The organism is Crossiella sp. NPDC003009 (assembly GCF_053591555.1).
Genome location: NZ_JBSFUA010000025.1, coordinates 1 through 16785, shown reverse-complemented (window position 1 = coordinate 16785; position 16785 = coordinate 1). Strand labels below are relative to the sequence as shown.

General features: G+C 70.3%; 16 protein-coding genes. 8 read left to right on the top strand and 8 right to left on the bottom strand.

All coding sequences use genetic code 11. From position 1 onward, the window contains the following. Positions 1-55 precede the first annotated feature (55 nt). The gene (locus ACWDY5_RS24360) at positions 56-1825 is read left to right on the top strand and encodes a Xaa-Pro dipeptidyl-peptidase (protein ID WP_449724472.1); all 1770 of its coding nucleotides are present in this window, start codon (positions 56-58) and stop codon (positions 1823-1825) included. A gap of 225 nt (positions 1826-2050) precedes the next feature. Here the strand turns inward: ACWDY5_RS24360 and ACWDY5_RS24355 are convergent, their stop codons facing one another. From ACWDY5_RS24355 to ACWDY5_RS24335, 5 genes are all read right to left on the bottom strand, one after another. Then, a complete protein-coding gene (locus ACWDY5_RS24355) occupies positions 2051-2746 on the bottom strand; it encodes an HAD family hydrolase (RefSeq protein WP_449724471.1) in 696 nt (231 codons plus the stop codon). Beyond that, on the bottom strand, positions 2746-3666 hold the full coding sequence (locus tag ACWDY5_RS24350) for a hypothetical protein (protein WP_449724470.1): 921 nt from the start codon (positions 3664-3666) through the stop codon (positions 2746-2748). Before ACWDY5_RS24350 ends, ACWDY5_RS24355 begins: the two co-directional genes overlap by 1 nt. A gap of 36 nt (positions 3667-3702) precedes the next feature. Next, positions 3703-4494, bottom strand: a complete 792-nt coding sequence (locus ACWDY5_RS24345) for a hypothetical protein (RefSeq protein WP_449724469.1) — start codon at positions 4492-4494, stop codon at positions 3703-3705. A 15-nt stretch (positions 4495-4509) separates the two neighbouring features. Next, positions 4510-5760 (bottom strand): MFS transporter, encoded by a 1251-nt coding sequence (locus tag ACWDY5_RS24340; RefSeq protein ID WP_449724468.1) that lies wholly within the window; start codon positions 5758-5760, stop codon positions 4510-4512. A gap of 168 nt (positions 5761-5928) precedes the next feature. Beyond that, entirely contained in the window at positions 5929-6339 is a 411-nt protein-coding gene (locus ACWDY5_RS24335; RefSeq protein WP_252480742.1) for a secondary thiamine-phosphate synthase enzyme YjbQ, read from the bottom strand. 38 nt (positions 6340-6377) lie between these two features. Here ACWDY5_RS24335 and ACWDY5_RS24330 point away from each other — a divergent pair, with 38 nt between their 5' ends. Next, entirely contained in the window at positions 6378-7409 is a 1032-nt protein-coding gene (locus tag ACWDY5_RS24330; protein ID WP_449724467.1) for an aminotransferase class V-fold PLP-dependent enzyme, read from the top strand. Here ACWDY5_RS24330 and ACWDY5_RS24325 read toward each other — a convergent pair. Further along, positions 7402-8328 (bottom strand): DUF222 domain-containing protein, encoded by a 927-nt coding sequence (locus ACWDY5_RS24325; protein ID WP_449724466.1) that lies wholly within the window; start codon positions 8326-8328, stop codon positions 7402-7404. The genes ACWDY5_RS24330 and ACWDY5_RS24325 overlap by 8 nt on opposite strands. Before the next feature lie 121 nt (positions 8329-8449). Between ACWDY5_RS24325 and ACWDY5_RS24320 the strand changes: the two genes are divergently transcribed. Both ACWDY5_RS24320 and ACWDY5_RS24315 read left to right on the top strand, forming a co-directional pair. Next, a complete protein-coding gene (locus tag ACWDY5_RS24320) occupies positions 8450-9523 on the top strand; it encodes a DNRLRE domain-containing protein (RefSeq protein ID WP_449724465.1) in 1074 nt (357 codons plus the stop codon). Between the two features lie 170 nt (positions 9524-9693). Beyond that, positions 9694-10290, top strand: a complete 597-nt coding sequence (locus ACWDY5_RS24315; RefSeq protein WP_449724464.1) for a hypothetical protein — start codon at positions 9694-9696, stop codon at positions 10288-10290. A 75-nt stretch (positions 10291-10365) separates the two neighbouring features. Here ACWDY5_RS24315 and ACWDY5_RS24310 read toward each other — a convergent pair whose 3' ends face one another. After that, the gene (locus ACWDY5_RS24310; RefSeq protein ID WP_449724463.1) at positions 10366-10836 is read right to left on the bottom strand and encodes a ferritin-like domain-containing protein; all 471 of its coding nucleotides are present in this window, start codon (positions 10834-10836) and stop codon (positions 10366-10368) included. Continuing rightward, positions 10833-11327, bottom strand: a complete 495-nt coding sequence (locus tag ACWDY5_RS24305) for a hypothetical protein (RefSeq protein WP_449724462.1) — start codon at positions 11325-11327, stop codon at positions 10833-10835. The genes ACWDY5_RS24310 and ACWDY5_RS24305 overlap by 4 nt, the downstream gene beginning before the upstream one ends. A 214-nt stretch (positions 11328-11541) precedes the next feature. Between ACWDY5_RS24305 and rimP the strand changes: the two genes are divergently transcribed. The 4 genes from rimP to infB all read left to right on the top strand — a co-directional run. Then, positions 11542-12087 (top strand): ribosome maturation factor RimP, encoded by a 546-nt coding sequence (rimP, locus tag ACWDY5_RS24300; RefSeq protein ID WP_283660920.1) that lies wholly within the window; start codon positions 11542-11544, stop codon positions 12085-12087. Beyond that, positions 12084-13124, top strand: coding sequence for a transcription termination factor NusA (gene nusA / locus ACWDY5_RS24295; RefSeq protein ID WP_283660919.1), 1041 nt, complete (start codon positions 12084-12086; stop codon positions 13122-13124). Before rimP ends, nusA begins: the two co-directional genes overlap by 4 nt. Beyond that, the gene (locus ACWDY5_RS24290) at positions 13090-13425 is read left to right on the top strand and encodes a YlxR family protein (RefSeq protein ID WP_449724461.1); all 336 of its coding nucleotides are present in this window, start codon (positions 13090-13092) and stop codon (positions 13423-13425) included. Before nusA ends, ACWDY5_RS24290 begins: the two co-directional genes overlap by 35 nt. A 156-nt stretch (positions 13426-13581) precedes the next feature. Further along, the coding region (gene infB, locus ACWDY5_RS24285) for a translation initiation factor IF-2 (protein ID WP_449724460.1) at positions 13582-16785 on the top strand (3204 nt) is incomplete at its 3' end.

The window sequence follows — 16785 nt, the reverse complement described above, 5'->3', positions numbered from 1 at the left end:
TGTGTGCTGTCAGCGGCCATGCCTCGGTGAGGCAGGTATGGCCGGAGGAGGATTCATGGAACACGCGCGCAGACCTGTCGCGCTGCTCGCCAGTGCGGTGGCCCTAGCCACCGCGTCGGCGCTGATGATGCCGCTTTCCGCTGCGGCGACCCCGCAGGGGCCGGTGGTCGGCAACGAGACCAAGCCGATCTACTCCCACGCCGAGGCGGTGAAGGAGACCGTCTACATCGAGTCGAAGATCGACAGCGACTCGGACGGCAAGCTCGACCGGATCGCCGCGGACGTCATGCGTCCCAAGGAGACCAACTCCGGCCTGAAGGTCCCGATCGTGATGGAGGCCAGCCCGTACTACCAGCTGGCCCCGCTGCTGACCAGGGACCGGATCGATCGGCAGATCCCGATGCTGCCGAAGGACTTCCGCCGCTGGTACGACGAGTTCTTCGTGCCGCGCGGCTACGCCGTGGTCGAGGTCGAGATGCAGGGCACCGCCCGCTCCGACGGCTGCCCGACCACCGGCGGCAAGGAGGACACCCGCTCCATCGCGGCCTCCATCGACTGGCTCAACGGCCGTGCCAAGGCCGTCTACGCCGACGGCACCCCCGCGGTGGCTTCCTGGAGCACCGGCGCGGTGGGCATGCTCGGCGGCTCCTACAACGGCACCCTGCCGACCGCGGTGGCGGCCACCGGCATCAAGGGCCTCAAGACGATCGTCCCCATGTCGGCGATCTCCAGCTGGTACGACTACACCCGCGACCAGGGCATCGGCTACAGCAATGGCTGGGACGAGCGCTACGCGGAATGGCTCGCCAGCTACGTCGCCAGCCCCGCCGCGCGTGAGCGCTGCAAGGAGCAACTGAAGGCACTCGGCGACAACTCCGGCGACGACACCTTCAACTACACCCCGTTCTGGCGGGAACGCGACTACAAGCCGGACGTGGACAACATCCGCGCCTCGGTGTTCGTCGTGCACGGCCAGGAGGACTGGAACGTCAAGCCCGCCCACTACTCCAAGCTGTGGGACCTGCTGGCGAAGAACCACATCCCGCGCAAGCTGTGGCTGCTGCGAGGTGGGCACATCGACCCCAACGGCGTGCGCCAGGCCGAGTGGCAGGCCGCGATGCACCGCTGGATGGACCACTGGCTGTACGGCCTGGACAACGGCGTGATGAAGGAACCGATCGCCGACATTCAGCGCCCGGACGGCAAGTGGGAGACCCAGACCAGCTGGCCGGACAAGAAGGCAGAGGACACCCACCTGTTCTTCGGCCCGGCCGCCAACGGCGTCGCGGGCACCCTCGGCTCGCTGCCTAGCTGGCCCACCGGCACCCAGTCCTTCACCGACGACCCGGCGCAGACCGAGGCCAACGCGATCGGCGGCCCGGAAGCCGCGAAGGCCAACCGCCTCGCCTACCTGACCCCGGAGCTGAAGCAGCCGGCCAGGATCTCCGGCACCTCCGAGGTCACCGTGCGGGTCACCCCGGAGACCACCAGCACCCCGCTGACCGCGCTGCTGGTGGACTACGGCCCGGCCAGCGACCCGGCCTTCCGTCCCGTCGTGGTCACCCGCGGCGCGATCGACGTGAAGAACCACCTGTCGCTGAGCTGGGAACACGACCTGAAGCCCGGCCAGTCCTACTACGTGCGCTGGAAGCTGCACCCGAAGGACTACATCTTCGCCGCCGGGCATCGCATCGGCCTGGTCGTGGTGGCCAACAACGCGAGCTACGTCTCGGTCGACCCCAAGGCCGGCAAGAACTCGATCTCGCTGCTGACCAGCCACGTCGAGCTCCCGGTGGTCGGCGGCCGCAAGGCCCTCGGCTTCTGACCGACGCTCAGGGGCCGCGCACTCCCGGCGGCCCGCACCACCAGCACTGACCACAGCGCCCCGGCGACCAACCGCCGGGGCGCTGTCACGTCCACACCAGCCCAGCAACCGCCCCACGACCGGTTCCGCTGCTGGTCAGCACCAACGCCGCCGCCGATCACGCGGCTGGTCAGCGCCAATCCCGTCATTGGTCAGCACCAACGTCACGGGCAGTCCCGCCGTTGGTCAGCGCACCAACGCCGCCAGCACCCCCGCCGTGTCCGCCAGGTCCGGCAGCACGACATGCGCCCCCGCCGCCCACAGCTCAGCCGCGTCACAACGTCCGGTCGCCACCCCGACCGCGGTCGCCCCGTGGTGCAACGCCGCCGCCACGTCATGCGGCGTGTCACCCACCACGACCACCCGGCCCGCGGGAAACGCGACCCCGTACTTGCGCTCGGCCAGCGTCACCGCCGTGCCCACCAGCGGATGCCGCTCCACCGACTCGTGCCCATACCCGCCGACCTCGAAGTCCACGTGCTCATCCAGCCCGAACGCGTCCAACTTGAACCGCGCCACCTCCGGCAGGTTCCCGGTGACCAGGCTCTGCACCACCCCCGGCGTGCCCGCCAACGCCCGCAACACCGCCGCCGCGCCGGGTAACGCGCTACCCCGCTCGGGCAGCACCAGCCGATCCTCGGCGACCACGTCGACCAGCGCGGCGAACACCCGCCGAACCTCGTCCTCGCTCTCCGGGATGCCGTGCCGGTTGAGCAGTTCGGTGGTGATCGCCCGTTCCGTCCGTCCCTGCATCGACGGCACATGCCGGATCACCTGCCCGGCGACCCGCCGCAACACCGTCCCGTACCAGTCCGCGCCGATCCCGCGCAGGTCGACCAGGGTGAGGTCGATGTCCCACAGCACCAGCGTGTGCGGCGTCATCAGTCCACCGGCCGCAAACTGCAGATGATCTTCTCCAGGTCGCCAGGGTTCGGCGAGTCCGGCGTCTCCTGGTCAGCCTGGACCACGAACACCGCCCCGGTCTCCGGCGTCTCACCCGCCACCGCCACCACGTGCACCACACCCACTCGCGGGTTGCACTCGTGCTTGGACGTCACCTCGACCTTGGCTGTGACCCGCGCGGCCGAGCGGCTGCCCACCTTCATCGGTGTCGCCGTGCTCAGCTCCACCCGCGGCTGCACACCCGCGTTCTCGCCATACCGGCCGTCAGCCCACAGCTTCGCCCCTTCGGCCGCGGTGACGCCCGCGTCCGAGATCTTCGCGCCACCGACCCCGACCAGCCCACGCCGGGCATTGCGCCATTTCGGATCGGCGGTGCAGTAGCCCTCCTTGAAGGCCGACACCCCGCTCATCGCGACCTTCGGCCCGTTCCCGTCCTCGAACCCGACGATCGTGGAGGAGTTGAGCACCTTCCACTCCTTCGGCACGTCATAGGCCAGCCCGCGCTTCGTCCACACCGCCTGCCACCCGCTGACCTGCGGAACCATGGACTTGCTCGGCAACGTAGTGGTCGGCGGGATCGAGCGCGAGGTGGTGCTCCGAGTGGTCCGCGCGGTTGAGCTGGCGGCGGCGGGCGCGGCCGACTCACCCGACCCGGACTCGTCCGAACCGCTGACCAGGAACACGATCGACACCAGCCCGATGACGATCACCGCACTCAGCGCCACCACCGCGATCCGGCGCCCGGACCGTCCAGGCGGCGGCTGCTGCGGCGGAGCCGGGCCGTCGCTCCGATACACGCCCAGCCCGCCGTACTCCGGCCCCGAGCCGTAGAACTCGGTGTTCTGATACCGCTCCCAGTAGGCCGGATCCTGTCCGTTGCCGGGTCCTGACGATGTCACCCCGCGACCGTACCGGTCCCGAGCCGGAGTGACCGGCTACTTGACCAGCCGCACCGAGTCGAGGATCTGCCGCACCTCGGCGTCGGTCGGCCCGCGATCGGCGAACTTCCCCTCGTACGACACGTCGAGCACGAACACCGAGGTGCCCTTCGCGCCCTTCGTCGCCAGCGCGACGACCTGTCCGCGCGGCGCGTTGCACTCGCTGGTCTTCGCCGCCGTGGTGTTCGCGACCACCAGCACCCCGGTCGTCCCGGCGTTGTCGAAGTTCTTCGGCTCGTTCGTGGTCACCTTCGGCTCGACCTTGTCGACCGTGTAGCCCCTGGTCGCCACGTTCTTGGCCAGGTCGGTGGCGGCGCGAGCCAGGTTGTTGTCATCGGTGCGGCCGGAACCGACCTCAGCGCGGGTGTACTGCAACGAGTTGCAGGTGTACGGGTGCCTCGCCGCCATACCGCGCAGGATCGGCCCCGAGGTCGTGCGCGACATGCCCTCAGCGCCCTTCTCCCAGTTGGCGGGCACCTTGTAGGTCAGACCGGCCTCGGCGTTGGTGATGGTCTGCACCGCCGTGGCCCCCGCGGTACCGGAACCGCCCGAGGCCGACGAGGTCGCTGGGGTGGTCTGCGCCACCGGTGGCGGGGTCTCATCCCGGGACAGCAGCACCACGACCAGCACCAGTCCCACCACGATGACCAGGCTCAACGCCGCGATGATCGCCGTTCGCCAGCGGTTCTTCGGCGGCTCGGGCTGGCCTTCGCCGAACACGCCCAGACCCCCGTAGGCCCCGGTGAACTCGCCGCCGCCCCTGTTGCCTTGATCCCCAGACCACGTCACGGCTGGACACCGTACCTAACGCAGCTGAGACCGCCGGGTCTCCGGCACGATCAACATGCCGACCACCGTCAAACCCAGGCACGCCGCCAGCATCCACGCCACCGGTGCGGGCGACCCGGTGCTGCGCAGCAACTGCGTCCCGACCAGCGGCGCGGCCGCACCGGCCAGCATCGTCGCCGCCTGGTAGCCGATCGACACGCCCGAATACCGCACCGTGGTGTCGAACAGTTCCGCGTAGAACGCCGCCTGCGCCCCGGTGAGCAACCCGTGCAGCAGCAACCCCACGCCCACCGCGAGCAACACCCACGCCTGGTCCCTGGTCGCCACCAGCGGGAAGAACACCGCCGTCCACCCCGCCGCCAGCACCGCCGCGACCACCGACACCGGCCGCCGCCCAAACCGGTCGGACAAGGCCCCACCAGCGAGCATCGCCAGCACCTGAACCACGGAACCCACGGTCACCGCCGCCGTGGCGGCACCGGCCGGCAACCCGATGTGGTTCGCGTAGACCAACAAGAAGATCGTGAACACGTAGAACGTCGCGTTCTCCCCGACTCGTGCCGCGAACACGCTGAACAACTCCCGCGGATGCCGCCGAAACGCCGTCACCAGCGGCGCCCGCTCCGGTCCCGACTCCCGTTTCACCTCCGCGAACAACGGCGACTCCGCCACCCGCAACCGAACCCACAACCCCACCAGCACCAGCACGACCGAGGCCAGGAACGGAATCCGCCAGCCCCAGGAGGCGTAGTCGGCGCCGCTCATCGAGTACGCGGTCGCCGCCAGTGCGGCCGTCGCCAACAGGTTGCCCAACGGCCCCCCGGTCTGTGGCGTCGCCGTCCAGAACCCCCGCTGCCGGGCAGGCCCGTGCTCAGCGACCAGCAACACCGCCCCACCGAACTCCCCACCCAGCGCGAACCCCTGCACCAGGCGCAACAATGTCAGCAACAGCGGCGCCACGATCCCGATCTCGGCATACCCCGGCAGCAAGCCGATCAGGAACGAGGACACCCCCATGAGCAGCAGACTGACCGCGAGCAACTTTTTCCGCCCGACCCGGTCTCCGAAATGCCCGAACACCACGCCACCCAACGGCCGCGCGACAAACCCCACGGCATAGGTGACCAGCGCGAGCAACACCCCGACCAGGCCATCGGCCTGCGGAAAGAACACCGGCCCGAAGATCGTCGCCGCGGCCGCGCCATAGAGGAAGAAGTCGTAGAACTCAACCGTCGTGCCGATGACCCCGGCACTCACCACCCGCATGAGCGGCCCACGCGCCACTGTCCCGTCAGAGCCCGCCCGCACTCCGTCACCCATGCGCGGCAGCCTGAAGCGCCCCCAGCGCGGAGTCAAGATTTTCGGACGACTTTGTCCGCTATCCGGACAACGACTGAGGGGCGATCATCGTCAACCACACCGCGAGCCCTCAACTCACCCCACCAACAAGCTGAGCCGCACCTTCCGCACCGGATTGTCCACATTGGTGTCCACCAAGCACACCGACTGCCACGTCCCCAACGCCATTCGCCCACCTAACACCGGAACCGTCGCATACGGCGGCAACAACGCGGGCAACACGTGGTCCCGGCCGTGCCCTGGCGAACCATGCCGATGCCGCCACCGATCGTCCTTCGGTAACAGCTCCCGCAGCGCGGCCAACAGGTCGTCGTCGCTGCCCGCCCCGGTCTCCAACACCGCCAGGCCCGCCGTCGCGTGCGGCACCCACACGTGCAGCAGGCCGTCGCGCCCACCAGCATTCGCCAGGAACCGCTCGCACTCGGCCGTGAGGTCGTAGACCACCTCGACCGACCCGGTCCGGATCTCGATCTCCTCAGTCAACACCCCTTGCACGCTACCGATCCGGGCCTAGGGTCGCGTTCGTGCGTCCCACCCCAGAACACAGGTTCGACACCCCGCCCGGCTACTTGAACACCGCCAGCATCGGCATCCCTCCCGCTTTCGTGGCGGACGCCGTCAGCGACTCCATCACCCGCTGGCGCACCGGCGCCGACGCCGCCCCGGACTTCGACGAGCACGTCGCCAAAGCCCGCGCGGGCTTCGCTGCCCTCGTCGGTGTCCCACCGGAGCAGGTGGCCAGCGGCGCCAGCGTGTCTCAGTTGGTGGCCTTGGTCGCGGGCAGCATCCCCGACGGCACCCGCGTGCTCACCGTGCCCGATGACTTCACCAGCGTCACGTTCCCTTTCGCGGCTCAGGCCCATCGCGGCGTCACCGTCACCGAGGTCGAGCCCGAGAAGCTCGCGTCCACTGTGGACCAGGCCGACCTGATCGTGGTCAGCCTCGTGCAGTCGGCCACGGGCGCTGTGCTCGACACAAACGCACTCCGCGAGGCAGCCTCAGCCGCAGGCGTCCCGGTGCTGCTTGACGTCAGCCAGGCGGCCGGTTGGCTGCCGCTCTCGCTCGACTGGGCAGACTGGGTTGTGGGCGCCGCCTACAAGTGGCTGCTGTCGCCCCGTGGCGCGGCGTGGCTGGCCGTGCGACCGGACGCGCTTGAGCGCACGCGTCCGCTGGCCGCCAACTGGTACGCCGGAGAGGACCCTTGGGCCTCGATCTACGGACTGCCGTTGCGGCTGGCGAGCGATGCTCGACGTCTTGACCTGTCACCAGCGTGGCTTGCCCAAGTGGGTGCCGCGGCCGCGCTTCCGTGGCTGGCAGGGCTGGACTTGGGCGCGGTTCGCGACCATTGCGTAGGGCTTGCCAACGCTGTGCGCCGTGGGCTTGAGCTTCCCGAGGGCGGGTCAGCGATCACCTCTCTTGACCTCTCGACGGACCAGATCGGACGAGTGCGCGCGGCGGGAGTGCGGTTCAGCATGCGGGCGGGCAGGGCGCGTTTGTCTTTTCACCTCTACAACACCGCGGCAGACGTCGATTTGGTGCTGGACGGGCTCACGTAGTTCGAGCGCCCCATCGGCCGGCTCGAGCCGAGGCGTGGGTGAGCTTCCTGCCCGGAGTCATGCGTGAAGTCGGTTCCTGGTCTCGGCGCGGCAAGGGGATAGGGTCGGGCGAGGCGATTGCTGCCGGGGTGTGGGTGGCTGCCGCACGAAGCGGCGGAAGGTCGATCAGGGACGAGCGGGCGCCGCCGCCGCGGTGCTTGGGCGTGGTGTGGCGGTCGGAGTGGCGTGGGCGCATGCGGGCGCCCAGCCAGCTGGGGATCGTGCGGGATTTGGTGTGCCGCATCGTGTTGAGTTGGCGGTTGCACAAGGTGACCAGTGCCTCGGCCCGGCGTTCGGATTTCGGGGTTGGCGCCTTGCCGGTTGGCGTGGGCAGGACGGTGTTCAGTGCCTCTTGCAGGGTCGCGCCGCCAGACTGGTCCAACCTGCCGTGCAGGGTGACGGTGCCGTCCTCGTGCGTGCGGATGGCCAGGCGGCCGCGTTCAGGCTGGTCCTGGGCAGTGCCTCGGCGGGTGGCGGTGTGTGCCCTGCGGACTTGCCGGACGTGCTCGCGGAAGCGGCTCGCGTCGAGGGTTCGAGCTGTTGTCAGCAGGTCCGGCAGAGCGGCGGTGAACGCGGTGGCCCCGATTCCCACGCGGGTCCGGGCGAACAGGCTTACGTGGGGATAAGGAAGTTCGCCTTCGGTGAACAGGGTGGCGACCTTGGGGAGCTCGCGGAGTTGCCGGGCGACGCAGACCCGTTGGGACGCCTCAGATCCAGTCATCCGCAATTCGCCGACCAACCAAGATCGCATCGAAGTGTGGCGGTCGAGTTTGTAGTCGGCGCGGGCGTCCGCCTCGCCGATGGTGCGGCTGAACTCGGCCTGGAGCCGGGTGAGCTGCCGCCACTGGTCGCGGAGTTGTTTTCGCAGGTCAGTCATCATGCGCTCGACGCTAGGGGGAGGGGACGACATTTTTCGAGCTGGGGAGGGGGTGGATTTTGTGGAATCACTCAGGTCGGTGAACGTTGCCGCGGTGGCTTTCGGTGGTCTGGGGTGGACCACAATGGTGGAGGACATGCCCGTGCGCCGTGCCGCAGTTGTCCTTGCCCTTGTCAGCGTTCTTGTCCCGGTTGGATCCGCGCAGTCGCGGCCACAGCCAGTCGAAGTCGTAGATGCTCGGACCGAGTACTCGTCGACGTTCGCCAACCCCGATGGCTCCCGAACGCTGGTGCTACACACCGGGCCGGTTCATGTTCGGGAAGGCGGTGGCTGGCGGCCGGTCGACCTCACGTTGCGAGCGAGCGCGGACGGGCGGGTCGAGCCGGTGGCGCATCCGCGGCGGTTGAGCCTCGGTGGGCAGGGGAGCACGGAGCTGGCGCGAATGGTGGACGGGCAGACTCGGTTCACCCGAGCGTGGCCGACGCCGCTGCCGGCCCCAGTGCTGGCGGGCAGTCGCGTCACCTATCCCGGCGCGCGGCCTGGCGAGGACCTGGTAGTGACGGTGACGCGCAGTGGCTTCACCCAGCGACTGGTGCCTAGTGGCGGAACGGTGCCGCTGACGGTGGCGAGTGAAAGTGCCGGGAGCGAGGGGTCGGATGTGGTCGCCGAGCCCGCGAGCGTGTCCCTGGGGCCGGTGTTGGACACCTACGTGCAGAGCAACATCCTGACCGCGCCGATGGGACACCAGCCGGACATCCGGGTCGGGACGTTCGACGGGACGATCGTGGCGCGGTCGTTTCTCAGCTGGCAGTTGGCAGGGCTGCGGGGCAAGCAGGTTCGGCGAGCGGAGCTGAAGCTGTGGAACTGGCACTCGTGGTCTTGTCAGGCTCGGGCCTGGCAGGTGTGGGAGACCGGGGCCGCTGACGCGAAGACCGCTTGGAGCAGGCAGCCGGCATGGTTGCGGCAGGTGGCAGGTTCGACGAAGACCCTGGGGCACTCGGCGAGTTGCCCGGACGGTGCCGTTGAGGTGGAGTTGACCGGGCTGGTGCGTGAGTGGGCCGGTGGCGGTGCCGAGCTGGGTGGGCTGGGTTTGCGGGCTGAGAACGAAGCCGACGTGTTCGGGTGGAAGAAGTGGTCGGCGAGTGAGGCCACTGAGGGGCGGCCGCCTCGGCTGGAGGTGACCTACCAGCAGGGATAATCACAATTGACCACTCGGTTCGTGGTCCCGGGCGGATGCGATTACGGTGAGAGACCGTGTCGGAGCATCTGTCATCCGGACCGGTGAGGGAACTGTCGGACCCGCGGCGCGGGGGCGGTACCTCGCAGTTGCCGGCTGTGTCGTTTGGGATGGACGGGGGTCACTCGCTCGTGGGTGAGCCGGGGACGCCCTCGCTTGCTGAGCGGCCGGTGGTCAACTACGCGATCAAGGGCCTGGGCTTGGTCGGGGTGGCCGTTCTGTCCGGGTTGCTGTGGGTGGCTTTCCAGCCTTCTCTGGTGGCTGGCACGCCGACCACGCCGCCTGGGGTGCCGGCGTACCAGTTCGCGGCGCATGCCGAGCACCGGGACGCTGACTGCGGGAAGCGGGCCTACGGGGCTGTCGCGGAGTTCCTGGCGAAGTCCTCCTGCCAGCAGGTGGTCCGGTCGCTGCACACGACGAGCACCGCGGACGGGACCAAGGTGGTGGTGTCCGTGGCCGTGGTGCGCATGGCGGACAGCAAGGACGCGGTGGAGTTGAACCGGCTCGCGTCGCGGGACAAGACCGGCAACATCGCCGACCTGCTCCGCGACGGCTACACCGTGCCGGACGGGCCACGGAAGCTGACCGGGGCTGGCTATGCCTCCAGGGTCAGCGGTTCCGTGGTCACCATCGTCGAGTCGGACTTCTTCACCGAGGGCCGGGCGGATGTCGAGCTGCTCAAGGCGATCAGCACCGACGCGTTGCGGTTCGGCGCGATCATGAGCTGAGCGTGCGGACAGCGCTGCTCGCAGGACCCTCCGGCGGTCGACTGGCTGAGCGTGGTTCGCGCCTTCCGCCGCGGCTCAGGGCTGGCCGGGGAACGGCACAGTGAGCGGCGTCGCACCGCCGGCCTTGCGCCACCGGGTCGCGCGGACCGCGGCCGCGGTCAGGGCATCCAGGCTGGTGCGGCGCAGGTTCGCGTCCGTCGTGCGTTCCAGCACCGCGCGCCACGCGGCCGCGGTGTCGGTTTCGGCGGTGACCAGCAGCGTGATGGCCGTCGGCTGGTCGGTGACCGGCTGCGGCGGGGCGTAGGCGGGTTCGGCTGGCACCGGCGTGGTGCCGACGTCGCGGAGCAGGCGCTCGGTGGTGTCGCGGCGGGCCCGGTGCTGCGTCGTGCCTTCGCGGAGCGCGTTCTGCTGCGTGTCCTTCACGAACGCCGTGGCCAGGCCGTAGGCCCAGTCCGCGGCGTGTTCGGCGGCCAGGGCGCGCTGCAGGGCGGCGAGCGCTTCTGGCTCCATCGCGGCGGTCGAACCGCTCGGCTGCGGCGAGGTCATGCCAGCACCTCCCGCAGGCTTGCGCAGCAGGCGGCGACCGAGCCGACCAGGCCCGCCCGGTACGGCGGCAGGCCGGCGACCAGGCCCGCGGCCTCCTTCTCCGCAGCAGCCACCGCCTCCCGCAGCGCGGTCAGCGCGGCGTTCTGCTGCCCGGCCACCGGCGGCGGGGCCGCACTCGTCGGCGCGCCTGAGGCCGTGCTGGAGGCGCGGGCGGGGCGGGCCCGGTCCAGCTCCTTCCGCAGGGCCTGGACGTGTTGCAGGCGGTCACCGGCCACGGCGTCGGCCTGCGCGGCCAGGCCCTGGTGCGTGGCCGCCGTGGCCTTGGCCAGGGCGGTGTCCGCCTGGGCCCGGGTGAGCAGCGCCTCCAGGGGATCGGCTTGCTCAGGGGCCGGTTCGGGGGTGCACGCGCTGGCCAGCGGCAGCGCCGTCACGGCGAGTGCGCCGGCCAGCAGCACCCGGCGGCGGCCGAAACGCGGGAGGACGATGGTCACACCGAGTCATCCTGCCAGGCCGCCGACCAGGGCCGCGGAACCGCACACTCGGCGACTCAACCGAACGAGGGGTGATCGTCTGGACCCGGGCACCTCCTCCGACGAGATACGCTGAGCAACCTCGGCCGGTGAAGTGCAGCACCGGACGCGGGACGGCTCTTGCCATCTGCGGTCGCCGTCGCAGCCCTCTGCACCGCAGACAAGGAGTGACCACGTGTCCAGCGCGCCGCGCGACGAGCTCGTCGCCCAGCTCGAACCCCTCGTGCGGGAAACCGTGCACGAGGTGGGCTTCGAGCTGGAGGAGCTCGACATCCGGCAGGCGGGACGGCGTCGGCTGGTCAGGGTGGTCGTCGACTCCGACGACGGCATCGGGCTGGACGAGATCGCCAAGGTGTCCCGGTCGGTGTCGGCCACCCTTGACGCCCACGACGCGATCCTGGCCAGCGCCTACACCCTCGAGGTCACCTCGCCGGGCATCGACCGCCCGCTGACCCACCCGCGCCACTGGCGGCGCAACCGGCTCCGGCTGGTGAAGGTGCGCCCGCTGGAGGGCGCCGAGTACGTCGGCCGGGTCGGTCCCGCCGACGAGCACGACACCGGCGGCGTGGTGCTGCTGGTGGACGGCGAGCTGCGCACGGTCGCCTACCGCGAGATGGCCAAGGCCGTCGTCGAGGTGGAGTTCCGCCAGCCGCCCGCCGAAGACCTGATCAAGCTGGACCGTTGCCAGGGCACGGACGCATCGAAGGAGGAGTCGAAGTGAACGTCGATATCGCCGCACTCCGGGCAATCGAACGGGACAAGGACATCCCTTTCGAGACCGTCCTGGAAGCCATCGAGACCGCGCTGCTCACCGCGTACAAGCACACCGACGGGCACGCCCCGCACGCCAGGGTTGACATCGACCGCAAGACCGGCATGGTGCGGGTGCTGGCGCAGGACCTCGCGCACGACGGGTCGATCGCCCAGGAGTGGGACGACACCCCGGAGGGCTTCGGCCGGATCGCCGCGACCACCGCGCGCCAGGTCATCCTGCAGCGGCTGCGCGACGCCGAGCACGAGAAGACCTTCGGCGAGTTCGCGGCCAAGGAGAACGAGCTCATCGCGGGAGTGGTGCAGCGCGACGCGCGGGCCAACTCCCGCGGCATGGTCGTGGTGCAGATCGGCGACACCGAGGGCGTGCTGCCCCCGGCCGAGCAGGTGCCCGGCGAGGACTACCAGCACGGCAACCGGATCAAGTGCTACGTGGTCGGCGTCTCCCGCGGCATGCGCGGCCCGCAGATCACCCTCTCCCGCACCCACCCGCACCTGGTGCGCCGGCTGTTCGCGCTGGAGGTCCCGGAGATCGCCGACGGCACCGTCGAGATCGCCGCGGTCGCCCGCGAGGCCGGCCACCGCTCCAAGATCGCGGTGCGCTCCACCGTGCCCGGGGTGAACGCCAAGGGCGCGTGCATCGGGCCGATGGGCGCGCGGGTGCGCAACGTGATGAGCGAGCTGTTCGGGGAGAAGATCGACATCGTCGACTACTCCGAGGACCCCGCGACCTTCGTCGGGAATGCCCTCTCGCCCGCCAAGGTTGTCTCCGTTCGGGTGGTCGACGAGCGGGCGAAGACGGCCCGGGTGGTCGTGCCGGACTTCCAGCTCTCCCTCGCCATCGGCAAGGAGGGCCAGAACGCCAGGCTCGCCGCGCGGCTCACCGGCTGGCGGATCGACATCCGCAGCGACGCGGACCCTGCCGGACCTGCGGCGGGGGCGGCGGCGGCCGGTGCTACGGCATCCGGTTCGGCTGACGGAGCCTGAAGCGTTAGACTCTAACTTGGCGCAACGCTGGGGAGCGGTTTTCGTGCACGAAGGTCCGGTTCGGACGTGTGTCGGATGCCGGTCCCGGGCGTTGGCCCGTGAGCTGCTGCGACTGGTGGTCGATAACGACTCGCTCGTTGTCGATCTTCGGCGTAGGTTGCCCGGTAGGGGAGCGTGGTTGCACCCCGACCCGGAATGCCTGCGCCTGGCTGAGCGGCGTCGAGCGTTCCCGCGTGCGTTGCGCGTTCCGGGACCGGTGGACGCGGTCGAGGTCAGGAACCACCTGGAACAGCACGCTTGAGAATCTCCACCGACACGAGGACCTCTCGAGTCATGTCCGGAACAAGGAAGCAGGTCGACCCGTCATGAGTCAGCCGTGAAGCTGAAGCCATGAGCGCGTTTCGACGGTAGGCGAGGTCGAGCGGGATTGCCGCTTGGCCTCCAGATAAGGAGACCAGTGCCAGGCAAGGCCCGTGTGCACGAGCTCGCTAAGGAGCTCGGAGTCACCAGCAAGGAAGTGCTGAACAAGCTCAAGGAGCTTGGCGAGTTCGTCAAGTCCGCGTCGTCCACCGTGGAAGCCCCCGTCGCCCGCAGGCTTCGGGATTCCCTGGGCGCCACCGACAGTCCGAAGCGCTCCGCTCCGCGACCCACGCCGCCCGCTTCCCGTCCGTCACCGACCGATGTGAAGCCCAAGTCCGCCGAGCAGCCCCGGCCGGCCGCGCCGGCTCCCGGCCCGGCCGCGACGCCGGGTCGTCCCGGCCCCGGCCCCAAGCCCGGTCCGCGCCCGCCGGCCCCCAAGCCGGCCGAGCAGGCCCCGGCCCCCGCGGCGGCGGCCGCTCCGGCGGCGGCTCCCGCGCCGTCGGCCCCCAAGCCCGCACAGCCGAAGCCGGCCCCCAAGGTCGAGCAGCCGCGGGTGGAACAGCCCAAGGTCGAGCAGCCGAAGGCCGACGCGCCCCGGTCCGACCAGCCCAAGACCGACCGGCCCTCGGCAAGCCGTCCCGGACCGCGCCCCGGCCCCAAGCCGGCGCCGGACGCCGGTGTCGTGCCGCCGAAGCCGCAGTCCCCGAAGCCCGGTCCGCGCGCGCCGCGTCCCGGCAACAACCCGTTCGGTGTCGGCGCCGGTGCGCCGCCCGCGCGTCCTTCCGGCCCGCGTCCCGGCTCGCCGGGCGCCATGCCGCCCCGGCCGAGCGACTCGCGGCCCGGCGACGGGCGTCCCGCGGCCGCGCCGCGTGGTGACCGGCCCGCTCCGGGCAGTGGTGGCCCGCGCCCGACTCCGGGCAACATGCCGCCTCGGCCCAACCCGGGCATGATGCCTCCGCGGCCCGCACGGCCTGCTGGTCCCGGCGGCGGTGGCCGCGGTGGCCAGGGTGGTCCCGGCGGCGGCCGTGGCGGCCCCGGTGGCGGCGCTGGCCGTCCCGGTGGCGGTGCCGGCGGTGGCGGTGGCTTCCGCGGTGGCCCCGGTGGTGGCGGTGGCGGCGCTGGCCGTCCCGGTGGTGGCGGCGGCGGTGGCGGTGGCTTCCGCGGCGGTCCCGGTGGTGGCGGTGGCGGCGGCGGTTTCCGCGGCGGTCCTGGTGGCGGCCCCGGTGGCGCGCCTGCCGGTGGCGGCGGTGGCTTCCGCGGTCGTCCGGGTGGTCCCGGTGGCCGTGGCGGTGCCGCGGGTGCCTTCGGCCGTCCCGGTGGTCCGGCTCGCCGTGGTCGCAAGTCCAAGCGCCAGAAGCGCCAGGAGTTCGACAACATGCAGGCCCCGTCCATCGGCGGTGTGCGCCTGCCGAAGGGCAGCGGCGAGGCCATCCGGCTTCCCCGTGGCGCCTCGCTGACGGACTTCGCCGAGAAGATCGGCGCCAACCCGGCCGCGCTGGTGCAGGTGCTGTTCCACCTCGGTGAGATGGTCACCGCGACCCAGTCCGTCTCCGACGAGGTGCTCGAGCTCCTCGGCTCGGAGATGAACTACCAGGTCCAGGTCGTCAGCCCGGAGGAAGAGGACCGCGAGCTGCTGTCCTCCTTCGCGATCACCTACGGCGAGGACGCCGGTGACGAGGAAGACCTCGTCATCCGCCCGCCGGTGGTGACCGTCATGGGTCACGTCGACCACGGTAAGACCCGACTGCTGGACACGATCCGCAAGGCCAACGTGCACGAGGGCGAGGCAGGCGGCATCACCCAGCACATCGGCGCCTACCAGGTGCTGACTCAGCTGGAAGGCAACGACCGACTCATCACCTTCATCGACACCCCTGGTCACGAGGCGTTCACCGCCATGCGTGCCCGTGGTGCGAACTCCACCGACATCGCGGTGATCGTGGTCGCCGCCGACGACGGTGTGATGCCGCAGACGGTGGAGGCGATCAACCACGCCCAGGCGGCCAACGCGCCGATCGTGGTCGCGGTCAACAAGATCGACAAGGAGGGGGCGAACCCCGCCAAGATCCGCCAGCAGCTCACCGAGTACGGGCTGGTCGCCGAGGAGTACGGCGGCGAGACCATGTTCGTGGACATCTCCGCGCGGCAGGCCATCAACATCGACGGTCTGCTCGAGGCGATCCTGCTCACCGCGGACGCCTCGCTGGACCTGCGGGCCAACCCGGCCATGGAGGCCCAGGGTGTCGCGATCGAGGCGCACCTCGACCGCGGTCGCGGCCCGGTGGCCACCGTGCTGGTCCAGCGCGGCACGCTGCGCGTGGGTGACTCGATCGTGGCCGGTGACGCCTATGGCCGAGTCCGCCGCATGGTCGACGAGCACAACGTGGACGTCACCGAGGCGACTCCGTCGCGTCCGGTGCAGGTCATCGGTCTGACCTCGGTGCCGGGTGCGGGTGACACCTTCCTGGTGGTCGAGGAGGACCGGGTCGCCCGGCAGATCGCCGAGCGCCGCCAGGCCCGTATCCGCAACGCCCAGAACGCGGCGAAGCGGAAGCGGATCAGCCTGGAGGACCTGGACTCCGCGCTGAAGGAGACCAACCGCCTCAACCTGATCATCAAGGGTGACAACTCCGGTACCGTCGAGGCGCTGGAAGCCGCTCTGATGAAGATCGAGGTCGGCGACGACGTCCAGCTGCACGTCGTGCACCGCGGCGTCGGTGGGGTCACCGAGAGCGACATCAACCTGGCCACCGCGGAGAACACCATCGTCCTGGGCTTCAACGTCCGGGCCGAGGGGCGTGCCACCGAGCTGGCCAACCGCGAGGGTGTGGAGATCCGGTACTACACCGTGATCTACCAGGCGATCGACGAGATCGAACAGGCCCTCAAGGGCATGCTCAAGCCGGAGTACGAAGAGATCCAGCTGGGCCGTGCCGAGATCCGCGACGTGTTCAAGTCCTCCAAGGTCGGCACCATCGCGGGTTGCATGGTGCTCTCCGGGGAGATCAAGCGGAACACCAAGGCCCGGCTCCTCCGCGACAACAACGTCATCGCGGAGAACCTGCCGATCTCGACGCTGCGCCGGTTCAAGGACGACGTCACCGAGGTCCGCGAGGGCTTCGAGTGCGGTCTGACGCTCGGCAACTACTCCGATCTCAAGGTCGAGGACATCATCGAGACCTACGAGATGCGGGAGAAGCCGCGCAACTCGCCGAAGGCCGCCTCCGGGGTGGCCTTGCCCTGCTCGATCCTGGACAGCGCCTCGTTGAAGCGCGGGCGCACCTTGGAGTCCTTGGTGCCG